This is a genomic window from Pararhizobium sp. P1_E7, from assembly GCF_056405855.1.
Genome location: NZ_JBFUBH010000031.1, coordinates 1 through 25,429, shown reverse-complemented (window position 1 = coordinate 25,429; position 25,429 = coordinate 1). Strand labels below are relative to the sequence as shown.

At 60.1% G+C, this 25,429-nt stretch carries 20 protein-coding genes and 5 tRNA genes; 9 read left to right on the top strand and 16 right to left on the bottom strand.

The features are described from left to right. Positions 1–26: 26 nt before the first annotated feature. The 7 genes from AC1D17_RS20905 to AC1D17_RS20875 form a co-directional block, all read right to left on the bottom strand. Entirely contained in the window at positions 27–995 is a 969-nt protein-coding gene (locus AC1D17_RS20905; RefSeq protein WP_477567230.1) for a GlxA family transcriptional regulator, read from the bottom strand. A gap of 250 nt (positions 996–1,245) precedes the next feature. Then, positions 1,246–1,374 carry a hypothetical protein gene (locus tag AC1D17_RS20900; protein ID WP_477567229.1) on the bottom strand — a complete coding sequence of 43 codons (129 nt, stop codon included), beginning with the start codon at positions 1,372–1,374 and terminating at the stop codon, positions 1,246–1,248. A 303-nt stretch (positions 1,375–1,677) separates the two neighbouring features. Further along, a tRNA-Arg gene (locus AC1D17_RS20895) sits at positions 1,678–1,754 on the bottom strand. A gap of 59 nt (positions 1,755–1,813) precedes the next feature. Further along, positions 1,814–2,119: an ETC complex I subunit gene (locus AC1D17_RS20890; protein WP_436039992.1), complete on the bottom strand. Its 306-nt coding sequence runs from the start codon at positions 2,117–2,119 to the stop codon at positions 1,814–1,816. 228 nt (positions 2,120–2,347) lie between these two features. Beyond that, positions 2,348–2,424: transfer RNA gene (locus AC1D17_RS20885), tRNA-Pro, on the bottom strand. Between the two features lie 99 nt (positions 2,425–2,523). Further along, positions 2,524–3,009, bottom strand: a complete 486-nt coding sequence (locus tag AC1D17_RS20880) for a DUF192 domain-containing protein (RefSeq protein ID WP_477567228.1) — start codon at positions 3,007–3,009, stop codon at positions 2,524–2,526. Beyond that, on the bottom strand, positions 3,009–3,587 hold the full coding sequence (locus AC1D17_RS20875) for a cold-shock protein (RefSeq protein WP_477567227.1): 579 nt from the start codon (positions 3,585–3,587) through the stop codon (positions 3,009–3,011). Before AC1D17_RS20875 ends, AC1D17_RS20880 begins: the two co-directional genes overlap by 1 nt. 196 nt (positions 3,588–3,783) lie before the next feature. Here AC1D17_RS20875 and AC1D17_RS20870 point away from each other — a divergent pair, with 196 nt between their 5' ends. From AC1D17_RS20870 to AC1D17_RS20855, 4 genes are all read left to right on the top strand, one after another. Then, the gene (locus AC1D17_RS20870) at positions 3,784–4,224 is read left to right on the top strand and encodes a VOC family protein (RefSeq protein ID WP_477567226.1); all 441 of its coding nucleotides are present in this window, start codon (positions 3,784–3,786) and stop codon (positions 4,222–4,224) included. Positions 4,225–4,496: 272 nt separating this feature from the next. Next, a complete protein-coding gene (locus tag AC1D17_RS20865; RefSeq protein ID WP_477567225.1) occupies positions 4,497–5,915 on the top strand; it encodes a D-Ala-D-Ala carboxypeptidase family metallohydrolase in 1,419 nt (472 codons plus the stop codon). Positions 5,916–6,052: 137 nt separating this feature from the next. Next, a tRNA-Glu gene (locus tag AC1D17_RS20860) sits at positions 6,053–6,127 on the top strand. 188 nt (positions 6,128–6,315) lie between these two features. Further along, a tRNA-Glu gene (locus tag AC1D17_RS20855) sits at positions 6,316–6,390 on the top strand. Positions 6,391–6,446: 56 nt separating this feature from the next. Here the strand turns inward: AC1D17_RS20855 and recJ are convergent. From recJ to AC1D17_RS20835, 4 genes are all read right to left on the bottom strand, one after another. Then, complete coding sequence (gene recJ / locus AC1D17_RS20850; RefSeq protein WP_477567224.1) at positions 6,447–8,249, bottom strand: single-stranded-DNA-specific exonuclease RecJ; 1,803 nt, start codon at positions 8,247–8,249, stop codon at positions 6,447–6,449. Positions 8,250–8,371: 122 nt separating this feature from the next. Continuing rightward, the gene (locus tag AC1D17_RS20845; RefSeq protein ID WP_477567223.1) at positions 8,372–9,694 is read right to left on the bottom strand and encodes a homoserine dehydrogenase; all 1,323 of its coding nucleotides are present in this window, start codon (positions 9,692–9,694) and stop codon (positions 8,372–8,374) included. Between the two features lie 78 nt (positions 9,695–9,772). Continuing rightward, on the bottom strand, positions 9,773–10,990 hold the full coding sequence (locus tag AC1D17_RS20840) for an LL-diaminopimelate aminotransferase (protein WP_477567222.1): 1,218 nt from the start codon (positions 10,988–10,990) through the stop codon (positions 9,773–9,775). A 122-nt stretch (positions 10,991–11,112) separates the two neighbouring features. Beyond that, positions 11,113–11,451 (bottom strand): SHOCT domain-containing protein, encoded by a 339-nt coding sequence (locus AC1D17_RS20835; RefSeq protein WP_477567221.1) that lies wholly within the window; start codon positions 11,449–11,451, stop codon positions 11,113–11,115. A gap of 173 nt (positions 11,452–11,624) precedes the next feature. Here AC1D17_RS20835 and phaC point away from each other — a divergent pair, with 173 nt between their 5' ends. From phaC to radC, 4 genes are read left to right on the top strand one after another with little or no spacing between them, the layout of a single operon-like run. After that, positions 11,625–13,478, top strand: coding sequence for a poly(3-hydroxyalkanoate) polymerase subunit PhaC (phaC, locus tag AC1D17_RS20830; RefSeq protein WP_477567220.1), 1,854 nt, complete (start codon positions 11,625–11,627; stop codon positions 13,476–13,478). A gap of 18 nt (positions 13,479–13,496) precedes the next feature. Further along, positions 13,497–14,216 carry a DNA/RNA nuclease SfsA gene (gene sfsA / locus AC1D17_RS20825; RefSeq protein ID WP_477567219.1) on the top strand — a complete coding sequence of 240 codons (720 nt, stop codon included), beginning with the start codon at positions 13,497–13,499 and terminating at the stop codon, positions 14,214–14,216. A 30-nt stretch (positions 14,217–14,246) separates the two neighbouring features. Beyond that, positions 14,247–15,074 (top strand): type I methionyl aminopeptidase, encoded by an 828-nt coding sequence (gene map, locus AC1D17_RS20820; protein WP_264218866.1) that lies wholly within the window; start codon positions 14,247–14,249, stop codon positions 15,072–15,074. Positions 15,075–15,082: 8 nt separating this feature from the next. Further along, on the top strand, positions 15,083–15,874 hold the full coding sequence (radC, locus tag AC1D17_RS20815; protein ID WP_477567218.1) for a RadC family protein: 792 nt from the start codon (positions 15,083–15,085) through the stop codon (positions 15,872–15,874). A gap of 32 nt (positions 15,875–15,906) precedes the next feature. Here the strand turns inward: radC and AC1D17_RS20810 are convergent, their stop codons facing one another. Further along, on the bottom strand, positions 15,907–16,923 hold the full coding sequence (locus AC1D17_RS20810) for a magnesium and cobalt transport protein CorA (RefSeq protein ID WP_477567243.1): 1,017 nt from the start codon (positions 16,921–16,923) through the stop codon (positions 15,907–15,909). 325 nt (positions 16,924–17,248) lie between these two features. On the opposite strand from AC1D17_RS20810, the gene sthA reads away from it, so the two are divergent. Beyond that, entirely contained in the window at positions 17,249–18,655 is a 1,407-nt protein-coding gene (gene sthA, locus AC1D17_RS20805) for a Si-specific NAD(P)(+) transhydrogenase (protein WP_477567217.1), read from the top strand. Positions 18,656–18,880: 225 nt separating this feature from the next. Here sthA and AC1D17_RS20800 read toward each other — a convergent pair whose 3' ends face one another. The 4 genes from AC1D17_RS20800 to AC1D17_RS20785 all read right to left on the bottom strand — a co-directional run bounded on the left by AC1D17_RS20800 (position 18,881) and on the right by AC1D17_RS20785 (position 25,106). Continuing rightward, the gene (locus AC1D17_RS20800) at positions 18,881–22,021 is read right to left on the bottom strand and encodes an efflux RND transporter permease subunit (RefSeq protein WP_477567216.1); all 3,141 of its coding nucleotides are present in this window, start codon (positions 22,019–22,021) and stop codon (positions 18,881–18,883) included. Between the two features lie 3 nt (positions 22,022–22,024). Beyond that, the gene (locus AC1D17_RS20795; protein WP_477567215.1) at positions 22,025–23,053 is read right to left on the bottom strand and encodes an efflux RND transporter periplasmic adaptor subunit; all 1,029 of its coding nucleotides are present in this window, start codon (positions 23,051–23,053) and stop codon (positions 22,025–22,027) included. Positions 23,054–23,373: 320 nt separating this feature from the next. After that, a complete protein-coding gene (tig, locus tag AC1D17_RS20790; protein ID WP_477567214.1) occupies positions 23,374–24,849 on the bottom strand; it encodes a trigger factor in 1,476 nt (491 codons plus the stop codon). A 172-nt stretch (positions 24,850–25,021) separates the two neighbouring features. Next, positions 25,022–25,106: transfer RNA gene (locus AC1D17_RS20785), tRNA-Leu, on the bottom strand. Positions 25,107–25,429 lie beyond the last annotated feature (323 nt).

Sequence of the window (25,429 nt, the reverse complement as noted above, 5' to 3'; positions counted from 1 at the left end):
GAGGAAGGCCGTGGCCCGCAATCCTGTCAGTGACGCCCCTGACGCAGTTTCATGGGACTGGCGCCATATTGACGCTTGAAGGCGCGCGAGAAGGACGACAGGCTGTCAAAACCGCAGCGAAGGGCGACCTCGCGGATGCTTAGTTGGGTATCGCTGACCAGCCGCTGCGCGGTCTGCAGCCGCAGCCGCAGATAGTAGTTGCCCGGACTGATGCCGAGCGCCCGGGCAAACCGCATTTCGAGCTTGCGCTGCGACTGCCCGGCACGAAGCGCAAGAGCTGCGATCGACAATGGCCGGTCGAGCGTCCGTTCCATCAACCGGATCGCACGGGCAAGCTCCGGATCGAGCGCCTCCATGCGGCCAAGCGACACCAGCGGCTGCGCATCCGTCGAAGCATGGGTCTCGTCATAGACAAAAATGCTCGCCACATCGAGGGCAACAGTCGAACCGAAACGCTGGCGGATCATATGCAGCATCATATCGAAGGTCGGCGATGCACCGCCGGACGTCCAGAATTTTCCGTCGGTGACGAACCGGTCGGCCCTGACGGAAACGTCGGGAAAAGCCAACGCGAAATCCTCCAGCTCCTCCCAATGCGCCGTCGCTGCGCGCCCGTTGACGAGGCCGCAGCGTGCCAATAGCCAGCATCCGGATTCGATGCCGGCGACGACGGAAAAATGCCGGGCGCAGGCTTGCAGGCTGGCAATGAACGGTGTCTGCGCATGGCGGTCCAGATTGAAACCGCCGATCACCAGCAGGCAATCGCCCTGCGCCCGCGCCGAAAACGCCCCATCCACCGCGATCGAGACACCGCAGGTGAGAAGAACCGGTTCGCCGTCGGGCGACAGGATTTTCCACTCGAACAGAGTTTTGCCGGCCACCCGGTTGGCGGCACGCATCGGATCCAGCACCGAGGCGAGCGACATGATCGATGATTCGGGCAGGACAACGATCACAACCTTCACATCGCGATCGGAACTCTCAGGTGACAACATCCCACAAATGTCAAATTTTCTGCGCTTTATGTCAAATGGATTAGCATCACTCAGGCATGATGCCTGTGTAAGACCTCCCGTTCGCAGCCGCTTTTGCCTGCGGATGTCTGGAAATTCCCCCTACCGACTTTACCGGACGGGTCGAACGGCAGAGATGCCTTCGGCCCGTTTTTTTTTAAGAACGCGTTTCATGGCCCGGCGCCGTCTTCTGCCGTCACCGGCTCCCGTTCCGGGGCGACCGGCTTTGACTTCATCGCGCCTTGAAGCTTGCCGACGGCAAAAAGCACCGGCGGCCCGGCAGGATCAGGCCGCCGAAGAAAATCGCGCCGCAGCAACGGGCGGCAATCACCGGACAGGGAATTTGCGTGGCCGGAAACATGCCTGTCCGCATCGACGAGGAAGCCATTTACGTCGCGGGCTTCGTTCGGGAACGGGTTTAGGGATCGGTGCGTGGAAGCTGGGCTTCCAACGCGTGTCGCGCTCATGGCCTCAGGAAGGCCGGGGCGACGGTAGCCGCCAATGAAGGCCCAACGGCGCATGGATTAATGGCGATGTGTCGATGGGCGCGACTGTCGATGGCTAGCCCATGGCGCTTCGGAACGCCTCGCGAACAAGATGCCGGTCGCACCCGAACCCCCGAGCGGTCGCAGCTTACACGAAATCAAATAGTTAGGCAGATGATTGGCGACCCCTGCAGGGCTCGAACCTGCGACAACCTGCTTAGAAGGCAGGTGCTCTATCCAGCTGAGCTAAGGGGCCGCTTGGAGGAGATTTCTCCTCGTTGAACGAGCCGATCCTGGATCAGTGCACAGCCTGGATCAATGCGTCCAGGGCTGGGTGCGGCTAAACCGGAAATTATCGCTGTAGGACACGCTCTTGCGGGTTGATTCCTTGGGCGCGATGACCCGGTATTCGATGCCGTTGCGCTCGGCATAGGCCACAGCCTGTTCAGCAGTCTCGAATGTCAGCTTGACCTGCTGGCGCGTGTCGGCAGAGCTCGTATAGCCCATGATCGGGTCGATGGTGCGCGGCGTTTCCTGATCGAACTCAAGAACCCATAAATTCGTCTTGGCCTTGCCAGACTGCATCGCGGTTTTTGCGGGTCGATAGATTTTCGCGGACATATCTTGAGCGGCTCCACCATGGTTTAATGCTGCCGGCGCATTGGCTGCCGGTCGTTGCGCATTGCAATAGCGCAGAACGGATTAAAACGAAATGACTTTCCAGCGATATATCCGCCAATTTTAACCGCCTACAGCGCGGCGCGTCGTTCATGACGCGCAAAGGCCGCTGTTGCACTTAGATTCCTATCTAAGGAATTATGCCGTGGTGCGATAAAAGGGGAAAATCGATGGTCGGAGTGGAGAGATTCGAACTCCCGACCCTCTGGTCCCAAACCAGATGCGCTACCAGGCTGCGCTACACTCCGTGACCCGTCGATGGCGGGGAGATACACGCTTCCCCCTGCCCCTGCAACATCTAAATTGCACAATTCCACAGACGCGCCGAAAGGAGTTGACCGGGCAGTTTAAGGCTTCGAACCGGAGATGCGCGGGCTATCGACAACATCTCCGGGCGCGATGCCGAGGCGATTGACGGTTCCGCCGTTCAGTTCGAGAACGAAAGCGACCGGAACGCGCGAAGCGATAATGGCTTCAGACAGCGGAACGGCATTTTCACGAATCGTCTCGATCTTGCCATCCCGGGCGATGAACAGCATATCGAGCGGAAGATAGGTGTTCTTCATCCACATCATCACCTGACGCGTCTCACCGAAATCAAACAGCATGCCACGATCACGCGGCATGTGGCGGCGGTTCATCAGGCCTTGCGAACGCTGATCGCTGTCCACAGCCAGCTCTGCGGTAAATTTGTGCACCTTGCCGTTGGTCGAGATGATCTGCAAAGGCGCCGTTTCGAAGGTGATGCCGGCAGCGGCGGCGCAAAAGGGTGCAAGCCATAAAAAAAGCGCCACAAGGGCGCTTCCGGCGAGGCGCTGAAGATCTGCGCTCATCAGTGTGCCCGGCCCAAGGGAGCCGGCACGTCAGGATGGATCTCGGCCGCCATAAGGCCCTTGTCTCCATCGCCGAAGCGCACCAGAACGGTCTGCCCCGGGCGCAGCTCGGTAAGCCCGAAACGACGTAGAGTTTCCATATGGATGAAAATATCCTCGGTACCGTCGCCGCGCGTCAGGAAGCCAAAGCCCTTGGTGCGGTTGAACCACTTGACCAGGCATCGCTCGAGCCCGCTGGTCGCCGTTACCTGAACATGGGTCTTGACCGGCGGCAGCTGCGACGGATGGATCGCCGTCGATTGATCCATGGAGAGAATGCGGAAAGCCTGATAGCCGCGGTCGCGTCTTTGAATGAGCGCAACCACGCGGGCACCTTCAAGCACGGTCTGGTAGCCGTCGCGGCGCAGGCAGGTGACGTGAACCAGCACATCCTGCATGCCGTTGTCGGGAATGATGAAACCGAACCCCTTGGCAACGTCGAACCATTTGATGACGCCGGTGATTTCTACCAGATCAAGCGCGTCATTGGCAAAATCGCCATCCGGCGTGACGCCCTTCGCTGAAATCCTGTCCGCCATTGCCTGCCCAGCCCCTCGATTACGCATCACATCATTACGGTTAACTGATTCTTGATGATCAGAATAACATCGTCCCGCCGCAGATGTGCAAGCCCCCGGATGAAATTTGCCGTTACCTGACACTAGCCCTTGAGCCTTGCCTCTGGCTGGTTGTCGGCTAAATATACCCCATCTTCAGCAAAATAGGGATATTCCAATGCGTTATCTGCACACGATGGTTCGCGTCAAAGATCTGGACGCCTCGCTTCACTTCTGGGGCACTTTGTTCGGCCTTGTGGAAATCCGCCGCTACGAGAATGAAAAAGGCCGCTTTACCCTGGTTTTCCTCGCCGCCCCCGGTGATCTCGATCATGCCAGAAGCGCATTGTCGCCGTGCCTGGAACTCACTTACAACTGGGACACGGAGGATTATACAGGAGGCCGCAATTTTGGTCACCTCGCATATGAAGTCGATGACATCTATGCGACCTGCCAGCACCTGATGGACAATGGGGTTACCATCAACCGGCCGCCGCGCGACGGCCATATGGCCTTCGTCCGCTCGCCGGACGGCATTTCGATCGAAATCCTGCAAAAGGGCGAGGACCTGCCATCGCAGGAACCCTGGGCCTCGATGGGCAATACCGGCGCCTGGTAAGCTCCGCACAATGTGGCCGGGGGATATCTGGTGCATCTTTCCGGCGCCATTGGCGGCCGGGATCCAGATGTAGATTGCGTCAGTGCAGGTTTACAATCAACGGTGCGTTCTTTAGTGTCTGAACGAAACGTTAAAGGGATCAGGGTGTGCGCCGCGTCAGGCTGAATACACCCTTTCCCGGTTGAACCGGTCAAACCGCATGGAAGAGGCGTGGCGGTCCTTAAAAAGGAACGCGCTTAATCGTGCGGTTTGTGACGTCCTGATGAAAGGCCATGACGGCAAGTGTCGCCCGGCCCGCATTGAGTGGGGATCCAACGTTGCGCCATATCCTGCAGAAAGCGGCGACGATTCGTGGCCTTGGCTGCGCGCTTGCGCTGAGCGTTTCGGCGATGATGCTGTCGGGTTGCGTCACCGCGGCGACAGAAACGGCGGACGCTGCATCCGCGGTGGACGAGGTGGTGCCGGAAATCGCCTCCGCCGACGCGGCGCAAGCGGCACCCGGTACCTATGAGGATCAGCAGGTTTCTGCCGTTGGCGCCAATGGGCAACAACAGCCTGGAGCCCAGGCAAACGCGATGATGCCTGCGCCAAACAACGGCCAGCCGTCGTCGCTGACGATGCAGAGCACCGGCCTCAACGCAACCGCAAACAGCATCTTTGCCGTCCAGACGCCGAATGCGGCGCCGGACCAGAATGCCGCAACAGCCGCAGGCAATGCGCCGCTTGCGGCCGGGCAAGCCACCGGCGTCAATCCAGCCACAAACAGTCTTTTCAACAGCGGCCAGCCCGCGGCAAACCAGACTCCCCTGCCGCTTGAAGGTGCGAGCAATGCCGATGGCGCCGCTGCTGTCACACAACAGGTGGCAAGCGCTGAGATCGGTCCGGACGGCATGCCGCTTCCTGTTGCCGTGCCAATCCCCTCAAGCGGCGACGCCATGCGCGGCGGTAACATGGAGCAGCCCGCAGCGACGGCCCAAACCGCGTCCGCGGAAGCCATCAGCGGCGCCACGGCAATGCTTCCCGATTCGGGAAGCGCAGAGAACGGCGGGGACAAACCGGATCAGGCAGAAAAACCCCTGACGCTTGCCGGCCTGTTTGCTGCCAAACGCAAGAACCGCAGCCAGTTCGACTCTGATCGCTTTGCCAAGACGCCTGCAAGAAAGACGCTTGCCGCCAGCAACCTGAAACAGCAGCAGATAGCCGCGCTCGGGTTCACCGACCTTCCCGGCGTGCGCACCACATCGATGTTTGCCACCGTCGATGATGTGCAAGAGGAACACGACGACGATAGCGCCCCGGTTGAAATGGCGTCATTGTCCGGTCTGGCGCGCCTTGCACCGAACGGGCTCTGGCTGCAGACCGAAAAGGTCGAAACGGGCTGTTTCCAACCTGAACTGCTGCAGGTCCTCAAGGTCGTGGAGACCCATTACGGCCAAAAAATCATGGTGACGTCCGGCTTGCGGGATTTGCAGCACAATGCGCGCGCCGGCGGACGAAAGCACTCGCTTCACACCACCTGCCAGGCCGCCGACATCCAGGTTCCCGGTGTCAGCAAATGGGATCTTGCCGAATATCTGCGCACCATTCCAGGGCGCGGTGGCGTCGGAACCTATTGCCACACAGAATCCGTCCATATCGATACGGGCGAAGCCCGTGACTGGAATTGGCGCTGCCGCCGTCGCAAGGCCTGAAGGCAACCAGCTGTTTTAATTGGCCAATTCGCATTAAAACAGGGAACGGCGCTTTATCAGGACTTTTTTACAGGAAAATGAAATTTGCCGCTTGCGGTATTCAAAAGCCCTGACTATAAGACGCCCACACAACGGCTGCGCCCTTCGTCTATCGGTTAGGACACCAGATTTTCATTCTGGGAAGAGGGGTTCGACTCCCCTAGGGCGTACCATTGTGAACCTCCCCTTGATCGAGAATATCGACCAACCGCCCGTGAAAATACGGCGCGGCGAGTGTTTTCGCTTCACATAAACTCCCCTTGTTTTGCTGCTGTTTTTACTGCGAAAAATCCTTGAAAAAATGCGATTTAGCGCTTGCAGCATTCAACATGTCTGACTATAAGACGCCCACACCACTGATGCGCCCTTCGTCTATCGGTTAGGACACCAGATTTTCATTCTGGGAAGAGGGGTTCGACTCCCCTAGGGCGTACCATGGTTCTCTGATTTCCCCATAGTGAAGCACAGATACAAGCCGCCGGTAACGGCCGCTCAAAATGCCTTTGCGGCATCGATCACGCGCAACTGGACGCGGCGCGTTCCCTGCCAGAGATCGGCCGATATCGATGCGGCGACGTGCAGCGACGTTCCACGCTCCGAGAGCAGCAAATCACCAAGCGGCGTCTCAAGTGCGCGGAATGCGATGCCGTCTATCCGCGAGCCGTCCTGGCCCTCCAGCGTCACCTTCACGTGATTGGCGCCGACCTGGCGCGAATCGCGAAGGCGGTGCGCGGGCAGTGCAAAGATCGGCTGCGGATGCCCTGCCCCATATGGGCCAGCCTGCTCCAGCTGATCGATCAACGCCAGATTGGCGCCGGCGGCACCCAGGGCGCCGTCGATCTTCAGCGTTTCGGCCGAAACGAGGTCCCTGACGGTATTCTGCGCCTTTTCGTCGAAGAAATGCCGCAGCTTGCCGAGATTGGCGCGCTCGACCGTAAGCCCCGCCGCCATCGCGTGACCGCCGCCCTTGACCAGCAGGCCGCTGTCGACCGCCGCGCGAACGATCTTGCCGATATCGAATCCGCTGATCGAGCGGCCGGAGCCCGTTCCCTTGCCATTGCCATCGAACGAGATCGCGAAGGCCGGGCGGCGAAATTTTTCCTTCAGGCGCGCGGCCAAGAGGCCGACAATGCCCGGATGCCAGTTCTCGCGCGCCGTAACGATGATCGAGGCCGATTCGCCGGTGCCATACTCCGCCAGCGCTTCGGCCTCAGCCTCGGCCAGCATCGCCACCTCCATCACCTGCCGTTCGCGGTTGAGTTCATCGAGTTTTGCGGCGATCTCCTCGGCTGCGCCTTCGTCTTCCAGCGTAAGCAAACGGCTACCGAGTGCGGCATCGCCGATTCGCCCGCCGGCATTGATTCGCGGGCCGATCAGGAAGCCGAAATGATAGGGCGTGACAGGTCCACCGAGACCGGCCTTGCGAAACAGCGCCGAAAGGCCCGGGTTCTGCATATGCCGCGCGGCAACCAGCCCCTTGACCACATAGGCCCTGTTCAGGCCCTTCAGCGGCACCACGTCGCAGACGGTTGCCAGCGCCACGAGATCCAGCAGTGCGAGCAGATCAAACGAGGCGACGCGCTTGTCGCCGCCTTCGCGCAACTGGCGCACGGCATTGACCAGCACAAGGAAGACGACACCGGCGGCGCACAGATGCCCCTGCCCCGACAGATCGTCCTCCCGGTTCGGATTGACCAGCGCCACGCATGGCGGCAATTCCGCGCCGACCTGATGGTGATCGATGACAACGACATCGATGCCGCGTGCTTGCGCCGCGGCAAGCGATTCGTGGCTGGTCGAGCCGCAGTCGACTGTGACGATCAATCGGGCGCCATTGTCGATCAGCTGATTGATCGCCGCTGGATTGGGGCCGTACCCCTCGAAAATCCGATCGGGAATGTAGATTTCCGCATCCACGCCGAAATGGCGCAGGAACCGGAACAGCAGAGCCGAAGACGCTGCCCCATCGACATCGTAGTCGCCGAAGATGGCAACCTTTTCGCCCGCCTTGATCGCCGCGACGATGCGGGCGGCAGCCTTGCTGCAATCGGTCAGCGTATCGGGGTCCGGCATCAGCGAGCGGATGGTCGGATCGAGGAATGCCACCGCATCGTCCATCGTCACGCCCCGGCCCGCCAGCACGCGGGCGATCAGATCGGAAAAGCCATGGACCTGGCTGATGGCCAGCGCGCGGTTCTGCCCGGCCTGATCCAGCCGCGACACCCAGCGCTGACCGGTTACCGAACGCTCGACATTGAGGAACGCCCGCTGGACGGGATCTGGCACATCACTCATCGTACACCCATGACTTTTGACCGTTCGTACCCGGGTTTTGCATCATGCGCAAACCGCAACGAAAGCGGCCCCACCCGGATACAAACCGGATGGGGCCGCAAAAATGCATCTGCAATTTCGGATCAGGCCGCCTTCGGCCGCTCGATACGGATAACCTGCGGTTCGCCGACGAGATAGCCCTCGCCCTTGATCGAGGCAACGGCCTTGCGAACCGAATCCTCGGTTGTCGCATGGGTGACGAGAATGATCGTCTGCGGTTCCCCGGTCTCAACCGGATGTTTCGAATGCTGGACGATGGATTCCAGCGAGATGTAGTTTTCCGCCATGTGCGTGGCAATTTTCGCGAAGACACCGGCCCGGTCGACCACCTTCAACCGAATGAAATATCCGCCCTCATGGCTCTGGATCTGCGCCTGCCTGTAGGGCAACAGCGCAGTGACCGGGCGGCCGAAGGCCGGCACGTGCTGCGCGCCCGGGCGGCTCTTGGCAATGTCGGCGATGTCGCCGAGGACTGCGGATGCCGTCGCGTTACCGCCGGCACCGGGGCCGACCATCAGCAACTCGCCGAGAATGTCGGATTCGATCGCTACGGCATTGGTCACGCCATCGACCTGCGCGATCACCGAATCGAGCGGCACCATCGTCGGGTGCACGCGCTGCTCGATACCGCTGTCCGTGCGCTGGGCAACGCCCAGCAGCTTGATGCGGTAGCCGAGATCGGCGGCTGCATGGATATCGTCGATCGAGATATTGGTGATGCCTTCCAGATAGATGTCATCGGCGGCGATCGCCGTTCCGAAGGCAAGGCTGGTGAGGATCGACAGCTTGTGGGCCGTGTCGTTGCCGTCGATGTCGAAGGCAGGATCGGCTTCGGCATAGCCGAGGCGCTGCGCTTCCTTGAGGCAGGCTTCAAACGACAGGCCTTCTTTCTCCATCTTGGTCAGGATGTAGTTGCAGGTGCCGTTCATGATGCCGTAGACGCGCGAAATCGTGTTGCCCGTCAGCGATTCCCTCAGTGCCTTGATCACCGGGATGCCACCGGCGACGGCAGCTTCATAGTTCAGCAGCGCACCGTGCTCTTCGGCCAGGCCGGCAAGCTCGATGCCGTGGGCGGCCAGCAGCGCCTTGTTGGCGGTAATCACGTGCACGCCGCGCGACAAAGCCGCCTTGACGGCAGACAAAGCCGGCTCGCCGGCACCGCCCATCAGCTCGACGAAGACGTCGATATCGGCACTCTTGGCCAACGAAAGCGCATCGGCATGCCAATCAATCGCGGAAAGATCGACGCCGCGATCACGGTTCCTGTCGCGCGCCGTGACGGCGGTGATTTCGATGGCCCGGCCGCATGTCGTCGCCAGCGCCTCATGGCGTTCCTGGAGAATACGCACGAGCGAAGCACCAACAGTTCCCAAGCCCGCAATGCCGATTTTAAGGGCATCTGCCATACACTATTCCTAACATATCGAGGGCGCTCCGCCTGAAGCGGCGGAGCTGATTTTGAGGGATGCCGGAAAACCGGCGCCTCAGCGATGAGCGTTCAGCGAGATGACGTTGTGCAACGTATCGTCCGCCGTCGAGAGAAACTTCTTGAGGCTACGGGCGGCCTGACGAATCCGGTGTTCGTTCTCGACCAGCGCGATGCGGATATAGTCATCGCCCTGCTCGCCGAAACCGATGCCGGGTGCCACCGCAATATCGGCCTTTTCGACCAGTAGCTTGGAGAACTCCAGCGAACCGAGATGACGGAACTTTTCCGGAATCTTTGCCCAGGCGAACATGGTGGCAGCCGGCGGCGGCACGTCCCATCCGGCCTTGGCGAAGCTCTCGACCAACACGTCGCGGCGGCGCTTGTAGATATTGCGCACTTCGGCGATATCCGAGCCGTCGCCGTTCAGCGCATGGGTGGCGGCCACCTGGATCGGCGTGAAGGCACCGTAATCAAGGTAGGACTTGACGCGCGTCAATGCGGCGATCAGGCGTTCGTTGCCGACGGCAAAGCCCATGCGCCAGCCCGGCATCGAGAACGTCTTCGACATCGAGGTAAATTCGACCGTGTTGTCCATGGCGCCGGGAACCTCCAGCACGGACGGCGGTGGAACGTCGTCGAAATAGATTTCCGAATAGGCAAGATCCGACAGGATGACGATGTCGTGCTTCTTGGCGAAGGCGACGACTTCCTTGTAGAAATCGAGCGTTGCCACATGTGCCGTCGGGTTGGACGGATAGTTGATGACCAGCGCTATGGGCTTGGGGATCGAATGGCGGATCGCCCGCTCAAGCGGCGGGAAGAACGTATCGTCCGGCTCGACCGAAATCGAGCGGATGACGCCACCGGTCATCAGGAAGCCGAAGGCATGGATCGGATAGGTGGGGTTCGGGCACAGGATCACATCGCCGGGCGCGGTGATCGCCTGTGCCATATTGGCGAAGCCTTCCTTGGAGCCGAGGGTCGCCACGACCTGTGTATCGGGGTTAAGCTTGACACCGAACCGGCGGGCATAATAGGCGGCCTGCGCACGGCGAAGCCCAGGAATGCCCTTGGAGGACGAATAGCGGTGGGTGCGCGGATCCTGAACGACCTCGCACAGCTTGTCGACCACGGATTGCGGCGTCGGAAGGTCCGGATTGCCCATGCCGAGGTCGATGATGTCAGCTCCACCCGCTCGCGCGCTGGCTTTCAAACGGTTGACCTGTTCGAAAACGTAAGGCGGCAGACGCCGGACTTTGTGAAACTCTTCCATCTCTAAACCTCGTCTTGCGCCGTCCCCATGCTGGTTTCATGCGTGCAAGGAGACGCGCGCGGTGCAATCAGGCCCACGCGGCCATGAAACGCTTTGCGTCCAAATCAGCCGAAACGCAAGCGCTATTTCTGTATCTGCTTCAGCGTATCGGCACCGTGATTGGCGGCCAGCTCTTCAAGCTCCTTGAGGCGGCGCTGATATTCCGCTTCGGAGATTTTTCCCGACGAGCGCGCGGCACCAAGCGCCGTCAGCCGCGCCGACTGGCTTGCAGCCTCTTCATTGCTCATCTGGGCACTGGCAGCCGGCAATTTGCCTTCGATGACCGGATAGACATCCGAGGGAATGGGCTTGGCCATCGTGGCCGAGTAGATGGATGGTTGTTCTTCGACTGCAGTCGAACTGCAAGCGGCAAGAGCAAGCACCAAACCTGCCAGTCCAAAGGCCGTACCCATCCGCGTCATCACTGCTTTTCCCGAATTCGTCATCTCGCCCCTGCCCGGCCCCTTTCGTTGAATCTCCGGCCGAAACCGCCTGACAACCAATGTGTCCGAGTCCAACATGCGCTGGCACTTGTAATCATTTTAAGGCAGAATGTAAAAAGACAAAACAAACAAACATCTGTGGAGGAAACTGGGTGGCAGAAGACAGGAAGGCCGAGGGCCAGACCGGCGCCAGCGCGGATGGTTTTCCCGGTTTCGACCCGAAATCCGTCGAACCCTACATCGTCAAGGACCCGGAAGCCTTTACGATCAATCTCGCCCGCACGGTCGAGCAGCTCGGCAAGGCCGCATCCGCTTGGCTTGCCCCCCGCGAAAGCGGCGAGAAAACCGACATGCTGGCCGACCCGATGGTCGACATGGTCAAGACCCTCTCCAAGGTTTCCGAATACTGGCTCTCCGATCCGAGGCGGACGCTCGAAGCCCAGACTCACCTGATGGGCAGTTTCTTCTCGATGTGGACACGCACGCTACAGAAGATGGGCGGCGAGACGGTCAGCGATCCCGACGAGGTGCCGCGCAACGACAAACGGTTTTCCGACGCAGACTGGGTCGCCAATCCGTTCTTCGATTTCCTGCGGCAGGCCTATTTCATCACGTCCAACTGGGCGGACCGGATGGTGCGCGACGCCGAAGGTCTCGACGATCACACCAAACACAAGGCTGCCTTCTACGTCCGGCAGATTTCCWGCGCGCTGTCGCCCGCCAATTTCGTCACCACCAACCCGCAGCTCTATCGCGAAACGGTCGCCTCCAGCGGCGCCAACCTGGTCAAAGGCATGCAGATGCTGGCCGAGGATATTGTTGCCGGCAAGGGCGATCTGAAGCTGCGCCAGACGGATGTCAGCAAATTTGCGGTCGGCGAGAACATCGCGATCACGCCCGGCAAGGTGATTGCCCAGAGCGATGTCTGCCAGGTTCTGCAATATGATGCGTCCACCGACACGGTGCTGAAGCGCCCGCTTTTGATCTGCCCGCCCTGGATCAACAAATTCTATGTGCTGGACCTCAACCCGCAAAAGTCCTTCATCAAGTGGGCGGTGGATCAGGGCCACACCGTCTTCGTCATCTCCTGGGTCAATCCTGACGAGCGTCACGCCAAAAAGGATTGGGAATCCTATGCCCGCGAGGGCATCGGGTTTGCACTCGACACCATCCGCCAGGCGACAGACGAAGAAGAGGTGAATGCGATCGGCTATTGTGTCGGCGGCACCCTGCTCGCCGCCGCCCTTGCCCTGCAAGCGCAGGAAGGTGACACGCGCATTCGTTCTGCCACCCTGTTCACCACGCAGGTCGATTTCACCCATGCCGGCGACCTCAAGGTTTTTGCCGATGAGGAACAGATCGCCCAGATGGAAGAGCGGATGAAGGAGACCGGCTATCTCGACGGCTCGAAGATGGCGATGGCTTTCAACATGCTGCGCGCCTCCGATCTCATCTGGCCCTATTTCGTCAACAACTACCTGAAGGGTCAGGAACCCTCGGCCTTCGACCTGCTCTACTGGAATTCCGATTCGACCCGGATGCCTGCGGCCAACCATTCCTTCTACCTGCGCAACTGCTATCTCCAGAACAACCTGACCAAGGGTGAAATGGTGCTGGCCGGCAAGAAGATCTCGCTCGGTGACGTCAAAATCCCGATCTACAATCTCTCCACCAAGGAAGATCATATCGCGCCGGCAAAATCCGTCTTCGTCGGCAGTCAGTTCTTCGGCGGCGACGTCACCTATGTCATGTCCGGCTCCGGCCATATTGCCGGTGTCGTCAACCCGCCGGACAAGAGCAAATACCAGTTCTGGACCGGCGGTCCCGCCACGGGCGATTTCGAGGACTGGGTGAAGACGGCAAAAGAGACGTCCGGCTCCTGGTGGCCGCACTGGCAGGCCTGGATCGAAACGCTCGATAGCGAGCGGGTACCGGCGCGAAAGACGGGCGGAAACCTCAACTCTCTCGAAGAAGCGCCGGGCTCCTATGTCCGCGCCCGCGCCTGATCAAATGACGGGTTCCCCATGCAATTCGACAGGCCGCTGGTGCCCGCCGTCCTGATACAACGATATAAACGCTTTCTCTTCGATGCCGTGCTTGAGGATGGGCGCGCGGTCACAGGCTCATGCCCCAACACCGGATCGATGCGCGGGCTGACGACGCCAGGCTCGCGCATCTGGCTTTCTCAGCATGACAGTCCAACGCGCAAATATCAGCATATGTTTGAAATGGTCGAAGTCGGCGGAACTGTCGTCGGTATCAACACCGGCCTGCCCAACCGGCTGGCGGAGGAAGCCATCAAGGCCGGACAGGTCGGCGACCTTCATTTCTATTCGACCCTGCAGCGCGAACAGAAATACGGCCGCAATTCCCGCATAGATTTGCTGCTCAGCGACCCGGAGCGCGGCCGCGCCTATGTCGAGGTCAAGAACGTTCATTTCAGCCGCACGCCAGGCCTTGCCGAATTTCCCGATAGCCCGACCGCGCGCGGAGCCAAACATCTGGAGGAACTCGGCGACATGGTCGAGGCAGGCCATCGCGGCATCATGATCTACCTGATCCAGCGGGACGACTGCGCCATGTTCAGGATATGCGACGACCTCGACCCGCTTTATGCGAAGGCATTTCGCCGGGCCCTGAGGCGCGGGGTTGAGGCGTTCGCCGTCAAATGCCGGGTCTCGCCGCAGCAAATTGCGCCCGACGGTCTGATCCCGATGGACGAACCCGCCTGTGCTGATCTATGACATTCGTGAAAGACAACTGAAAGTATTGCAATGGTCACCTATATCGAGGCTGCGTCTGCGCCCTACAAGAATACCGGCGTCATCCGCCTCTATACGCCTGAGGATTTTGCCGGGATCAAGCGCGCCTGCCAGCTCACCGCGCGCTGCCTCGATGAACTGGCGGGCCGCGTCAAACCGGGCGTGACAACCGACGAAATCGATCGTTTCGTGTTCGATTTCGGCATGGACCACGGCGCCCTGCCCGCAACCTTGAACTATCGCGGCTATACCAAGTCGTCCTGCACATCGATCAATCACGTCGTCTGTCACGGCATTCCAAACGAGAAGCCGCTGCGTGAAGGCGATATCGTCAATATCGACGTCACCTACATACTTGACGGCTGGCACGGCGATTCCAGCCGGATGTACCCGGTCGGCGAAATCAAGCGCGCGGCAGAGCGCCTGCTCGAAGTTACCCATGAATGCCTGATGCGCGGCATTGCCGCCGTCAAGCCCGGTGCCCGTACCGGCGCCATCGGCGAAGCCATCCAGACCTTTGCCGAAGCCGAACGCTGTTCGGTGGTGCGCGATTTCTGCGGCCACGGAGTCGGCCGCCTGTTTCATGACGCGCCGAACATCCTGCACTACGGCCGGGCAAACGAAGGTCCGGAAATGCGCGAGGGCATGATTTTCACCATCGAGCCGATGATCAATCTCGGCCGGCCGCATGTGAAGGTGCTGGCCGATGGCTGGACGGCGGTCACCCGCGACCGGTCGCTGTCGGCGCAATACGAACACGCCGTCGGCGTTACCGCCGACGGCTGCGAGATTTTCACCCTGTCACCGGGCGGCCTCGACCGTCCGGGCCTGCCAGCATAGGGTTCGCGATGGCAAAGCCCCCTTTTTCTTCCGAAGGCGATCATTCGCAACCGGCTGACGAAAGGGGCTTTTTCGCCGAACAGCAGCAGAAGCGCTCCAGCCTTGGTGTCGCAGGGACCCAAGAGGACGATGCGCATTATCATGGCCATCGCGACCGGTTGCGAACACGCTACAAGGATCATGGCGACACGGCGCTGGCCGATTATGAAATCCTGGAACTCCTGCTGTTCCGTCTCATTCCGCGCCGCGATACCAAACCAATTGCCAAAGCCCTGCTCGAACGCTTTGGCACACTTGCCGGCGTCTTCGGCGCTTCTCCGGCATTGCTGCAGGAGGTAAAGGGTATCGGTGAAGCCGTGGCCTTCGACCTGAAGCTCATTTCGACGGTGGCCCACCGCACGCTGAAGAGCGAACTGAAGGGCAAGCAGGTGCTTGCCTCCTGGTCGTCGGTGATCGACTATTGCCATGCTGCCATGGGGCATGAGACCCGCGAGCAGTTCCGCATTCTCTTCCTCGACAAGCGTAATGCCCTGATCGCCGACGAAGTGCAGCAGACCGGCACCGTCGATCACACGCCGGTCTACCCGCGCGAAGTGGTCAAACGCGCGCTCGAATTATCGGCGACGGCGCTGGTTCTCGTCCACAATCATCCTTCCGGCGATMCGACCCCCTCCCGGGCCGATATAGAGATGACCAAGATGATCGTCGACACGGCAAAGCCGCTCGGAATCACGGTTCACGATCACATCATCATTGGCAAGGACGGTCATGCCAGCCTCAAGGGGCTGCGCCTCATCTGATCACCTGCAGCGCTTTGATTTTCTGCGTAGATTCACAGCCATTTCGCCCGCCGGAACATGCGGTAGAGCATGCTGCAGACGAAAAAGATCAGCGCCAGGACGACGAAATAACCGTACTTGAACTTCAGTTCCGGCATGTCGTCGAAATTCATGCCGTAGATGCCGGCAATCGCCGTTGGCACCRCAAGGATCGCCGCCCAGGAGGCGAGCTTGCGCGAAATCTCTGTCTGTTCGGACTGGCCGATCATCAGGCTTGCCTCGAAAGTGAAGGCGAGAACCTCGCGCAAGGTGTCGATGTCCTCCTGGACTCGGCGCACATGATCGGTGACGTCACGAAACAGCGCATGCAGCGCCGCGTCCATGCCCGGCAGATCGAGATGCTCGTGCCGCCGGCAGACGTCGACCAAGGGCACGACGGCGTTGCGCAGGCGAAGCAGGCTGCGGCGCAGGAAGTAAAGCCGTTCGATGTCCTTCTTGTCCAGCCGCTCGCGCAGCAGCCTCTCCTCCAGTTCCTCGACCTCCGCATGGATGCCCTCGACGACGGGCATGTAGTTGTCGACGATGAAATCGAGGATGGAGTAGAGAATATAGTTTTCGCCGTGCGCCAAGGCCGCAGGCGAAGCCTCGCAGCGTTGTCTCACCAGATTGTAGGACGTCGACGGTCCATGGCGTACCGAAACGACATAGCCGCGGCCGACAAACAGATGGGTTTCACCAAAAACGATCTCCTCGCCCATCATATGTGCCGTGCGTGCCACGACGAACATGGCGTCACCGTAGATTTCCAGCTTGGGGCGCTGATGGGCGTGACCGGCATCTTCGATAGCCAGTTCATGCAGCGCGAATTCCGCCTGGACTTCGCGCAACAGCGCCTCATCCGGCTCATGCAGGCCGATCCAGACCACCGCCTTGTCACGGCCCTTCCATTTGTGTGCGTCTTTGATTTCGATATCGAGGATGCGCTGGCCATGCTCGTAGACCGCTGCGGCCACGACGCCCGGGCGGTTGCCGGGCTTTGCCGGCGGCGGCTCGGTCTGGTCGCTGCCCATGGATGGAGCGGTCTTGTTTTTCTGTCTGTCGCCGGTTTCCTGCAAAGTCATAGCATCTCTCCCATTGCAGAAACCGAGCACCGCCGGTTAGACATATGTCAACTGAACGCCGGTGCTGCCCGGTTCACAAACCGTTGCGAATATACCCTTTCTGCAAGCAGCAGACTACGCCTGGCCACTATAATCGCTTCTCGCAAAATAAGCATCCGCAAGCCCGAGGCAGCCCATAAGGCTTTATTAAACTGTAAGATTGACGATATAGACGATCGCAGGCGACATTTACCGCAATGCACAACGATTCTCCCTCCATCATCGGAAACGTGTCATGAACCAGTATGATCTCGTGGTTGTCGGCAGCGGCCCTGCAGGACGCAGGGCTGCCATTCAGGCCGCCAAACTGGGCAAGAAGGTTCTTGTGGTCGAACAGGGGAAAAGGGTCGGCGGCGTCTCGGTTCATACCGGCACCATTCCCTCCAAGACGCTGCGCGAGACCGCGCTCAATCTGACCGGCTGGCGCGAACGCGGCTTTTACGGCCGCGCTTACCGCGTCAAGGAAGAAATCAGCGCCGAGGATCTGCGCCGCCGCCTGCTGATTACCCTCGACCACGAAGTCGAGGTGCTGGAACATCAGTTCGCCCGCAATCGCGTCCAGCATATTCGCGGCAAGGCGAGCTTTGTCGATGCGCAGACCATGCAGGTCGTCAAGGAAGACGGCGAAATCATCCAGGTCTCCGCCACCAGCATTCTGCTCGCCGTCGGCACGAAACCCTTTCGCCCGGACTATATTCCCTTCGATGGCAAGACCGTGCTCGACAGCGACGAACTGCTTGAAATTGAAGAGCTGCCCCGCTCGCTGGCCGTCATCGGTGCGGGCGTCATCGGCATCGAATATGCGACGATTTTCAGCGCACTGGATACCCAGGTGACGCTGATCGACCCGAAAGCCACCATGCTCGATTTCATCGACAAGGAAATCGTCGAGGACTTTACCTATCAGCTGCGTGACCGCAACATGAAGCTGCACCTCGGGCAGAAAGCCGACAAGGTGGAGCGGACGCCGGATGGCAAGTGCTCGATAAAGCTCGACAGCGGACGCGTTATCATCTGCGAGATGGTGCTGTTTGCCGCCGGCCGCATGGGCGCGACAGACGCCCTCAACCTGGCCGCAGCCGGTCTCGAAGCCGACAGCCGTGGCCGCCTCAGCGTCAACCCTGAGACCTTCCAGACATCCGTTCCCAACATCTATGCGGCAGGCGATGTCGTCGGCTTTCCGAGCCTTGCCTCCACCTCGATGGAACAGGGCCGCATCGCGGCCCGTGTCGCCGTCGGTGCCATCGCCAAGGAACCGCCGAAATTCTTCCCCTACGGCATCTATGCCGTACCGGAAATCTCGACCTGCGGCCTGACGGAGGAAGAGGTCAAGGAGCGCGGCATTCCCTATGAATGCGGTATTGCCCGTTTCAGGGAGACCTCGCGCGGCCATATCATGGGGCTTGATTCGGGACTTTTGAAACTGATCTTCTCCTTAAAGACACGGCGCCTGCTTGGCGTCCACATCGTCGGCGAAGGTGCAACCGAGCTTGTCCATATCGGTCAGGCGGTGCTGAACCTGAAGGGCACCGTCGAATATTTCGTCGAGAACACGTTCAATTATCCGACACTGGCCGAAGCCTACAAGATTGCCGGCCTTGATGCGGGCAACCGGATGGGCGAGATCGCTCCAAAGATCTGAGGGCGGCTTCGGATCGTACCGGCCGACACGTCGCCTTCTGCGGAAAATTCCCAGACTGGCGGGGCCTTCATCATCGTCTGCGTTGTCACCAACAGACAAGGCCCGTCCCGACATTGTCGCGGCGGGCCTTTTCATGCGTGAGCGCTGCGATTAGAAACCCGCAACCTCCTCCTGCACGGCGAAGAAACACCGGGCCGGGCAGCTTTTACTGCCAGGTTTCGCAGCTTACTCCGCCGGCTGACTGTCCGTCTTCCGCCCGATCGTCTTTGCCTTTTCCCGCAGCCACTGGAAGTTCACATAGAGCATCGGGATCAGGAAGATTCCGACCAGCGCCGCGCCCAGCATACCGCCGAAGACAGCTGTGCCGACGCCGCGACGGCTGAGCATGCCTGCCCCTTGAGCGACRACCAACGGCACTAGGCCGGCGATAAAGGCAAAGCTGGTCATCATCACGGCCCGGAACCGTTCGCGCGCGCCTTCGACTGCCGCTTCGGAAATGCCCAGCCCATGCTTGCGGCGTTCCATCGCGAACTCGACGATGAGAATGCCGTTTTTCGCCGCCAGCGCGATCAGCACCACAAGGCCGATCTGGGCATAGAGGTTGTTGTCGAGGCCAGCTATCTTCAGCCCCAGCATCGAGCCGGCGATACCGGCCGACACCGACAAAAGCACCGCGATCGGGATCGTCCAGCTCTCGTAAAGCCCGACAAGGAACAGATAGGCGAAGAGCACGGCAAGCCCCAGGATCATCGTCGTCTTGCCGCTCGCTTCGATTTCCTGCAGCGCCGTTCCGGTCCATTCATAACTGTAGCCGACAGGCAGTGTCGTGGCGGACACCGCTTCCATGGCGGCAATCGCTTCGCCTGAACTGCGCCCCGCCGCCGGCCCGCCATTGATCGTCGCACTGACGTAGTTGTTGTAGCGCACGATCAGCTGTGGCCCAAGGATCAGGCGCACTTCCGCAAACGCCCGGATCGGTACCATCTGGCCCTTGTTGTTGCGGACATTGATCCGGTAGATGTCGTCGATCTTTGACCGCTCCGACGCCTCGCCCTGCACCGTGACCTGCCAGGTCCGGCCAAACAGGTTGAAGTCGTTGGCATAGGCACTGCCCAGCACCGATTGCAGCACATTGAAGACATCCGAGACCTCGATGCCGAGCGTCTGGACTTTCTCGCGGTCGATATCGAGATAGAGCTGCGGCGTGTTGGCCGCATAGGTGGTGAACACCCGGCTCAGCGCCGGATCCTGGTTGGCCGCAAACACCAGGCCGCGCGCCGCCTGGGCAACCTCGCTGGCGCTACCGCCGGTGAGGTTGAGAAGCTGGTATTCGAAGCCGCTGCCTGTACCCAAACCGATGATCGGCGGCAGGTTGTAGACGATAATGTTGGCGTCCTTGACGGCCTGGAGTTCAGCACTGATCTTGGCGATCAGACTGTTGACGGACAATTCCACCGACGTGCGGTCGGCAAACGGCTTCAGCGTGATCACCAGCAAGCCGGAATTCGACTTTACCTGGCCGTCGAGCAGACTGTAGCCGACAACCGACATCACACCATCGACGCCGTCCGTGGCGCGGACCATCTCTTCGACCCGCTTGGCAACGGCGTTGGTGCGGTTCACCGAAGCGCCGTCCGGCAGGACGATTTCACCGAAGATGGCGCCCTGATCCTCCGACGGCAGGAAGCCCGTCGGTGTCGATTTCATCAGCCAGCCGGTACCGGCAACCAGTCCAACGAGCAGGACCAGGCCCAGAACTGCAAAGCGGACAAACCGGCGCACCAGCGAAGCATACCCATCGCGGGCATAGTCGATCCCCTTCAGCACATAGCGGATCGGGCCGCGCTTCGGACCGTGCTGCGCCTTCAGAAACACGGCGCAAAGGGCCGGCGACAGCGACAGCGCGTTGATGGCGGAAATCACCATGGACACGGACACCGCCACGGCAAACTGGCGGAAGAGTTCGCCGGAAATGCCCGGAATGAACGCCACCGGTATGAACACAGAAAGCAGGACCAGCGTGATGGCGACGATCGGCGCCGTGATCTCGCCCATAGCAAGCCGCGCGGCTTCAGCCGGCGTGATGCTCGGATCCTTCTCCAGCTGCGCCTCGACCGCCTCGACCACGACGATGGCGTCATCGACGACGATGCCGATGGCAAGGACAAGCGCCAGCAGTGAGACTGTATTGGCTGAAAAGCCGAACGCCATCATCACCGCGAACGTTCCGATCAGTGAAACCGGCACCGCGATCAGCGGAATGAGCGTTGCCCGCACGCTTCCAAGGAACAGGTAGACAACGATCACGACGAGGACGAAGGCCTCGATCAAGGTCTTGACGACCTCGTGGATGCTCTCCTCGACGAACTTCGTCGTATCGTAGGTCACCTTGTAATCGACGCCATCCGGAAACGACGGCTTCAGCTTCTCGAGCAGCTGGTCGATGGCCGCCGCCGTGGCGATCGCGTTGCCGCCGGGCGACTGGTAGATACCAAGCACGGCCGCCGGCGTACCATCCTGCCGGCCGATCTGTTCGGCCGATTTCGACGTCAGCTCGACGCGCGCGACATCGCGGATGCGGACAAACGAACCGTCCGGCTGCGCCCGCAGCACGATGCTTCCGAACTCCTCGACGGTGCTCAGGCGCCCCTTCGTCTGAATGGTCAGCTGGAACTGCTGGTCCGGCAGCGCCGGTTGGGCACCGATACGGCCGATTGCCGCCTGAACGTTCTGCCGCTTCAGCGCATCGACAATATCGTTCGGCGTCATGCCGAAACTGGTCAGCCGCTCCGGCGTCACCCAGACACGCATGCTGTAGTCGGATGGGGTCAAAAGCGAGACGTCGCCGACGCCGGTGATCCGCTTCAGGCCGTCGATGATGTTGATCGTCGCATAATTCGAGAGGAAAAGCTGATCCTGCTTGCCGTCCTTCGAGATCAAGGAAATCACCTGCATCAGCGCCGACGATTTTTTCTTGACGCTGATCCCTTGCGCCCGCGCTTCCGCCGGCAATTGTGCTTCGGCGAGGTTGACGCGGTTCTGCACGTTGACGGCATTGATATCGGGATCGGTTCCGACGGAGAAGCTGACGGTCAGCGTATAGCTGCCGTCGTTGCCGCTGGTCGACTTCATGTAGATCATGTTGTCGACGCCGACGACACGGGATTCAATCGGCTGAGCGACGGATTGCTGAACGATTTCAGCACTCGCGCCGGGATAGCTGACTGTTACCGAGACCTGCGGCGGCACGATGTCCGGAAACTGGGCAATCGGTATGACGCTCAGCGCCACAAGACCTGCAATGGTGATGACGAGCGAGATGACAACCGCAAGCCGCGGCCGATCGATGAAAATCCCAGACAGCATGGCTCAGGATCCTGACTTAGCTTCGAGCGGCTCGACAACTTGCCCGGGGCGCACCTTCTGTATGCCCTCGGTCACGATCCGGTCCCCGGCGGCAAGGCCCTTGAGGACGGACAACTCGCTGCCCGCCGTCTGCCCGGGCTCGATGCGGCGGACCTCGATCTTGTTTTCGCTGTCGACGACGAGCGCAAACGGTCCCGACTGATCGACCTGGATCGCTGCTTGCGGCACGACCAGCGATTTTTCCGCAGCCCCTCCTTCGACGGTCACGGTAACGAGCTGACCGTCAATCAGGATCCGGCTCGGATTGGGAAATGTCGCTCGAACCGGCACGGTGTCGGTACCCTGGTCCACGGTCACATCGACAAAGTTGACTTTGCCGGGCTCGCCGTAACGCTTTCTATCGGCAAGCTCGACGTAAACCACCGCCGCATCGACGGTGCTGCCGAGCGTCCCCTGGCCGTTAAGCTTGTCGCGGATAGCCAGAATTTCACGCTGTGACACCGAGAAGCTGACATAGATCGGATCCTGGCTGACGATCGTCGCCAGGACATCGCTCGATGGCCCGATGAAGTTTCCAACAGAATAAGCCGAACGGCCGATGCGTCCGGCAATCGGCGCGCGGATTTCGGTATAGCCGAGGTCGAGCTTGGCCTTGTCGAGCGCCGCATTCAGCTGCGCAAGGCTGCCTTTGGCTTCACTCTGCTTGGCCGTGGCCACATCAAGCTGGTTCTGAGGGGCGGCACTTTTGGAAACGAGGATCGTCTGCCGCTCCACTTCGATGTTTGTCAGCGCCAGCATGGCTTCAGCCGATTCGATCGCGCCCTGGGCTTGGACGACAGCAGCTTCGTATTGCCCCTTCTCCATGACGAAGAGCAGGTCACCCTGCTTGACATCCTGCCCTTCGGTAAAAAGCCGTTTCTCGAGAAACCCGTCGACGCGCGCGCGCAACTCGACCTTATCCACGGCCTCGACGCGCCCGGTAAAGGAGATCGATGGCCGGATATCCTTCTCGATGACTCTTGTTACGGACACGGAAATTGGCGCCGCGGCTGGCTTACCACTGTCCTGAGCCGCCGCCCCGCGGCTTGTTGCAATCGCCGAGATGACCAGTGCCGCTGTGACCAATGACCGATAGGCGCAACCTGCCATGAATATCCCCCGCAATCGCCTTGTACAATAATTGCCCCCACCTTCGTCCGTCCGGCGACGGGTGTCAATCTATGGTCGTACCGCTCTCCGGCTATTGCACGGCTGTCTTGAGGAAAAGCCGCTGGATTTTCCGATCGTTCTTTCGAACGAAAAAGGCCGCCCCGAAGGGCGGCCTTTCCAAAATCATGCAGCGACGGACAAATTTATTCGGCGCTGTCGTCAGCGGCCTTCTTCTTGGCCGGAGCCTTCTTCTTCGGTGCGGCGGCTTCTTCGCCTTCCGCAGCGTCAGCCTTGGCAGCAGTCTTTTTCTTCGGAGCAGCCTTCTTCGTTTCCGAAGTGCCTTCCTCATCGTCGGCCAGCAGTTCTTCCTTGCTGACGGTCTTGTCGGTGACCTTCACTTCGGACAGCAGATGATCAACGACCTTTTCTTCGAAGATCGGTGCGCGCAGCGAGGCAGCGGCACCCGGGGTCTTCTGGAAGTAGTCAATGATCTGCTTTTCCTGGCCCGGGAACTGGCGGAGCTGTTCGAACAGCGAACGCTGCATTTCCTCGTCGGTTACCTGGACGCCGGCCTTTTCGCCGATTTCCGAGAGAACGAGACCGAGGCGGACGCGGCGTTCAGCCAGCTTGCGGTATTCGCCGCGGGCTTCTTCTTCCGTCGTGTCTTCGTCGGCGAAGGTCTTGCCGGCCTGTTCCAGGTCGGTGTTGATCTGGCGCCAGATGTTGTCGAATTCAGCGTCAACGAGGCGCTGCGGCGTGTCGAACTGGTAGAGTTCGTCCAGCTGGTCGAGAATCTGACGCTTGACCTTCTGGCGGGTCATCGAGCCGTACTGGCTTTCGATCTGGCCGCGAACGACTTCCTTCAGCTTGTCAGCCGATTCGAGGCCGAGCTTGGTGGCGAGGTCGTCGTTGATTTCAACGGCAGCAGCGGCAGCAACGTCCTTGACGGTGATGTCGAAGGTGGCTTCCTTGCCTGCAAGGTTTGCAGCCGGGTATTCAGCCGGGAAGGTTACGGTGATGACCTTTTCGTCGCCAGCCTTCAGGCCGACGAGCTGCTCTTCAAAGCCCGGGATGAAACGGTTGGAGCCGAGAACCAGCTCAGCGTCTTCGTCCTTACCGCCGTCGAAGGCTTCGCCATCGACCTTGCCGAGGTAATCGATGGTGACGCGGTCGCCGTTGGCGGCCTTGCCCTTCTTGGTTTCGTAGGTGCGGGCATTTTCGGCGATCTTGAGGATCTGCTCGGTGACTTCGGCTTCGTCGATATCAACGACTTCGCGGGTCACCTTGATGCCGCTGACATCCTTGAGTTCGATCGCCGGGATGACTTCGTAAGCGAGCGTGAACTCAAAGTCAGCCTCTGCGCTGAGGATCTTGTCCGCTTCGGCTTCGTTCTCGGTCATCGCGATTTCCGGCTGGGTCGCCGACTTTTCGCCGCGCTCGGACAGGATTTCGGTCGGCTTTTCGCGAACGAGTTCGTTGACGAGCTCAGCCATGATCGACTTGCCGTACATCTTCTTCAGATGGGCGAAAGGCACCTTGCCCGGACGGAAACCGTTGATACGGACCTTGTCCTTGGTCTCGGCGAGACGCTCGTTCATACGAGCTTCCATGTCCTTGGCCGGGATAACGACCTTGAGTTCGCGCTTCAGCCCATCAGCGAGCGTTTCGATAACCTGCATGTTCAAACCTTCATTTCACGTTGACAGGGCTCTGTCGGTGTTCTTGTACACGAGCACTTGAGCCGATCCATTTGCCGGGAGTGGCTTTACGCAAATCAGTCACCGTTTTGCAAGCAAAATGGCGCCGTCCTCTCGATCGACGCCAAGGCAAGCCCTGGACGTCCCTTTATTCTGGTGCGGGTAGAGAGACTTGAACTCCCACGCCTTGCGGCACCAGAACCTAAATCTGGCGTGTCTACCAATTTCACCATACCCGCGTTCAGAAAACCGCAGCGCCTGCTCGCATCGGCACAGAAAGGCCCCGGCAAGGCTGCCGAAGACAAGTCTGCACCGGGTTCAGGGCGTTCCCGAGCGCGGCGTCTCTATATCACCCGTTTCCAAGGGATCAAAGGAAAAATGGGGATCAAGGGAAAAATGCGGATTTTGTCGTGTTCCGGTCACTTGCCCCGCCAAATGCCGCCTTCCGCAATCAATAAAGCGGCTCTTCATAGAGCGGCTTGCCATCGATCGCGATCAGACGGATCTGCATCCGGCCGTCGTCATCGACCCGCGCGGTCACCGACAGTGCGCTGGCAGTGCG

Excerpts from the sequence above, each read along its gene's own strand:
- AC1D17_RS20905 (WP_477567230.1), bottom strand. The coding sequence starts at position 995 with ATGTTGTCACCTGAGAGTTCCGATCGCGATGTGAAGGTTGTGATCGTT.
- AC1D17_RS20900 (WP_477567229.1), bottom strand. The coding sequence starts at position 1,374 with ATGTTTCCGGCCACGCAAATTCCCTGTCCGGTGATTGCCGCCCGTTGC.
- AC1D17_RS20890 (WP_436039992.1), bottom strand. The coding sequence starts at position 2,119 with ATGTCCGCGAAAATCTATCGACCCGCAAAAACCGCGATGCAGTCTGGC.
- AC1D17_RS20880 (WP_477567228.1), bottom strand. The coding sequence starts at position 3,009 with ATGAGCGCAGATCTTCAGCGCCTCGCCGGAAGCGCCCTTGTGGCGCTT.
- AC1D17_RS20875 (WP_477567227.1), bottom strand. The coding sequence starts at position 3,587 with ATGGCGGACAGGATTTCAGCGAAGGGCGTCACGCCGGATGGCGATTTT.
- AC1D17_RS20870 (WP_477567226.1), top strand. The coding sequence starts at position 3,784 with ATGCGTTATCTGCACACGATGGTTCGCGTCAAAGATCTGGACGCCTCG.
- AC1D17_RS20865 (WP_477567225.1), top strand. The coding sequence starts at position 4,497 with ATGACGGCAAGTGTCGCCCGGCCCGCATTGAGTGGGGATCCAACGTTG.
- recJ (WP_477567224.1), bottom strand. The coding sequence starts at position 8,249 with ATGAGTGATGTGCCAGATCCCGTCCAGCGGGCGTTCCTCAATGTCGAG.
- AC1D17_RS20845 (WP_477567223.1), bottom strand. The coding sequence starts at position 9,694 with ATGGCAGATGCCCTTAAAATCGGCATTGCGGGCTTGGGAACTGTTGGT.
- AC1D17_RS20840 (WP_477567222.1), bottom strand. The coding sequence starts at position 10,990 with ATGGAAGAGTTTCACAAAGTCCGGCGTCTGCCGCCTTACGTTTTCGAA.
- AC1D17_RS20835 (WP_477567221.1), bottom strand. The coding sequence starts at position 11,451 with ATGACGCGGATGGGTACGGCCTTTGGACTGGCAGGTTTGGTGCTTGCT.
- sfsA (WP_477567219.1), top strand. The coding sequence starts at position 13,497 with ATGCAATTCGACAGGCCGCTGGTGCCCGCCGTCCTGATACAACGATAT.
- map (WP_264218866.1), top strand. The coding sequence starts at position 14,247 with ATGGTCACCTATATCGAGGCTGCGTCTGCGCCCTACAAGAATACCGGC.
- sthA (WP_477567217.1), top strand. The coding sequence starts at position 17,249 with ATGAACCAGTATGATCTCGTGGTTGTCGGCAGCGGCCCTGCAGGACGC.
- tig (WP_477567214.1), bottom strand. The coding sequence starts at position 24,849 with ATGCAGGTTATCGAAACGCTCGCTGATGGGCTGAAGCGCGAACTCAAG.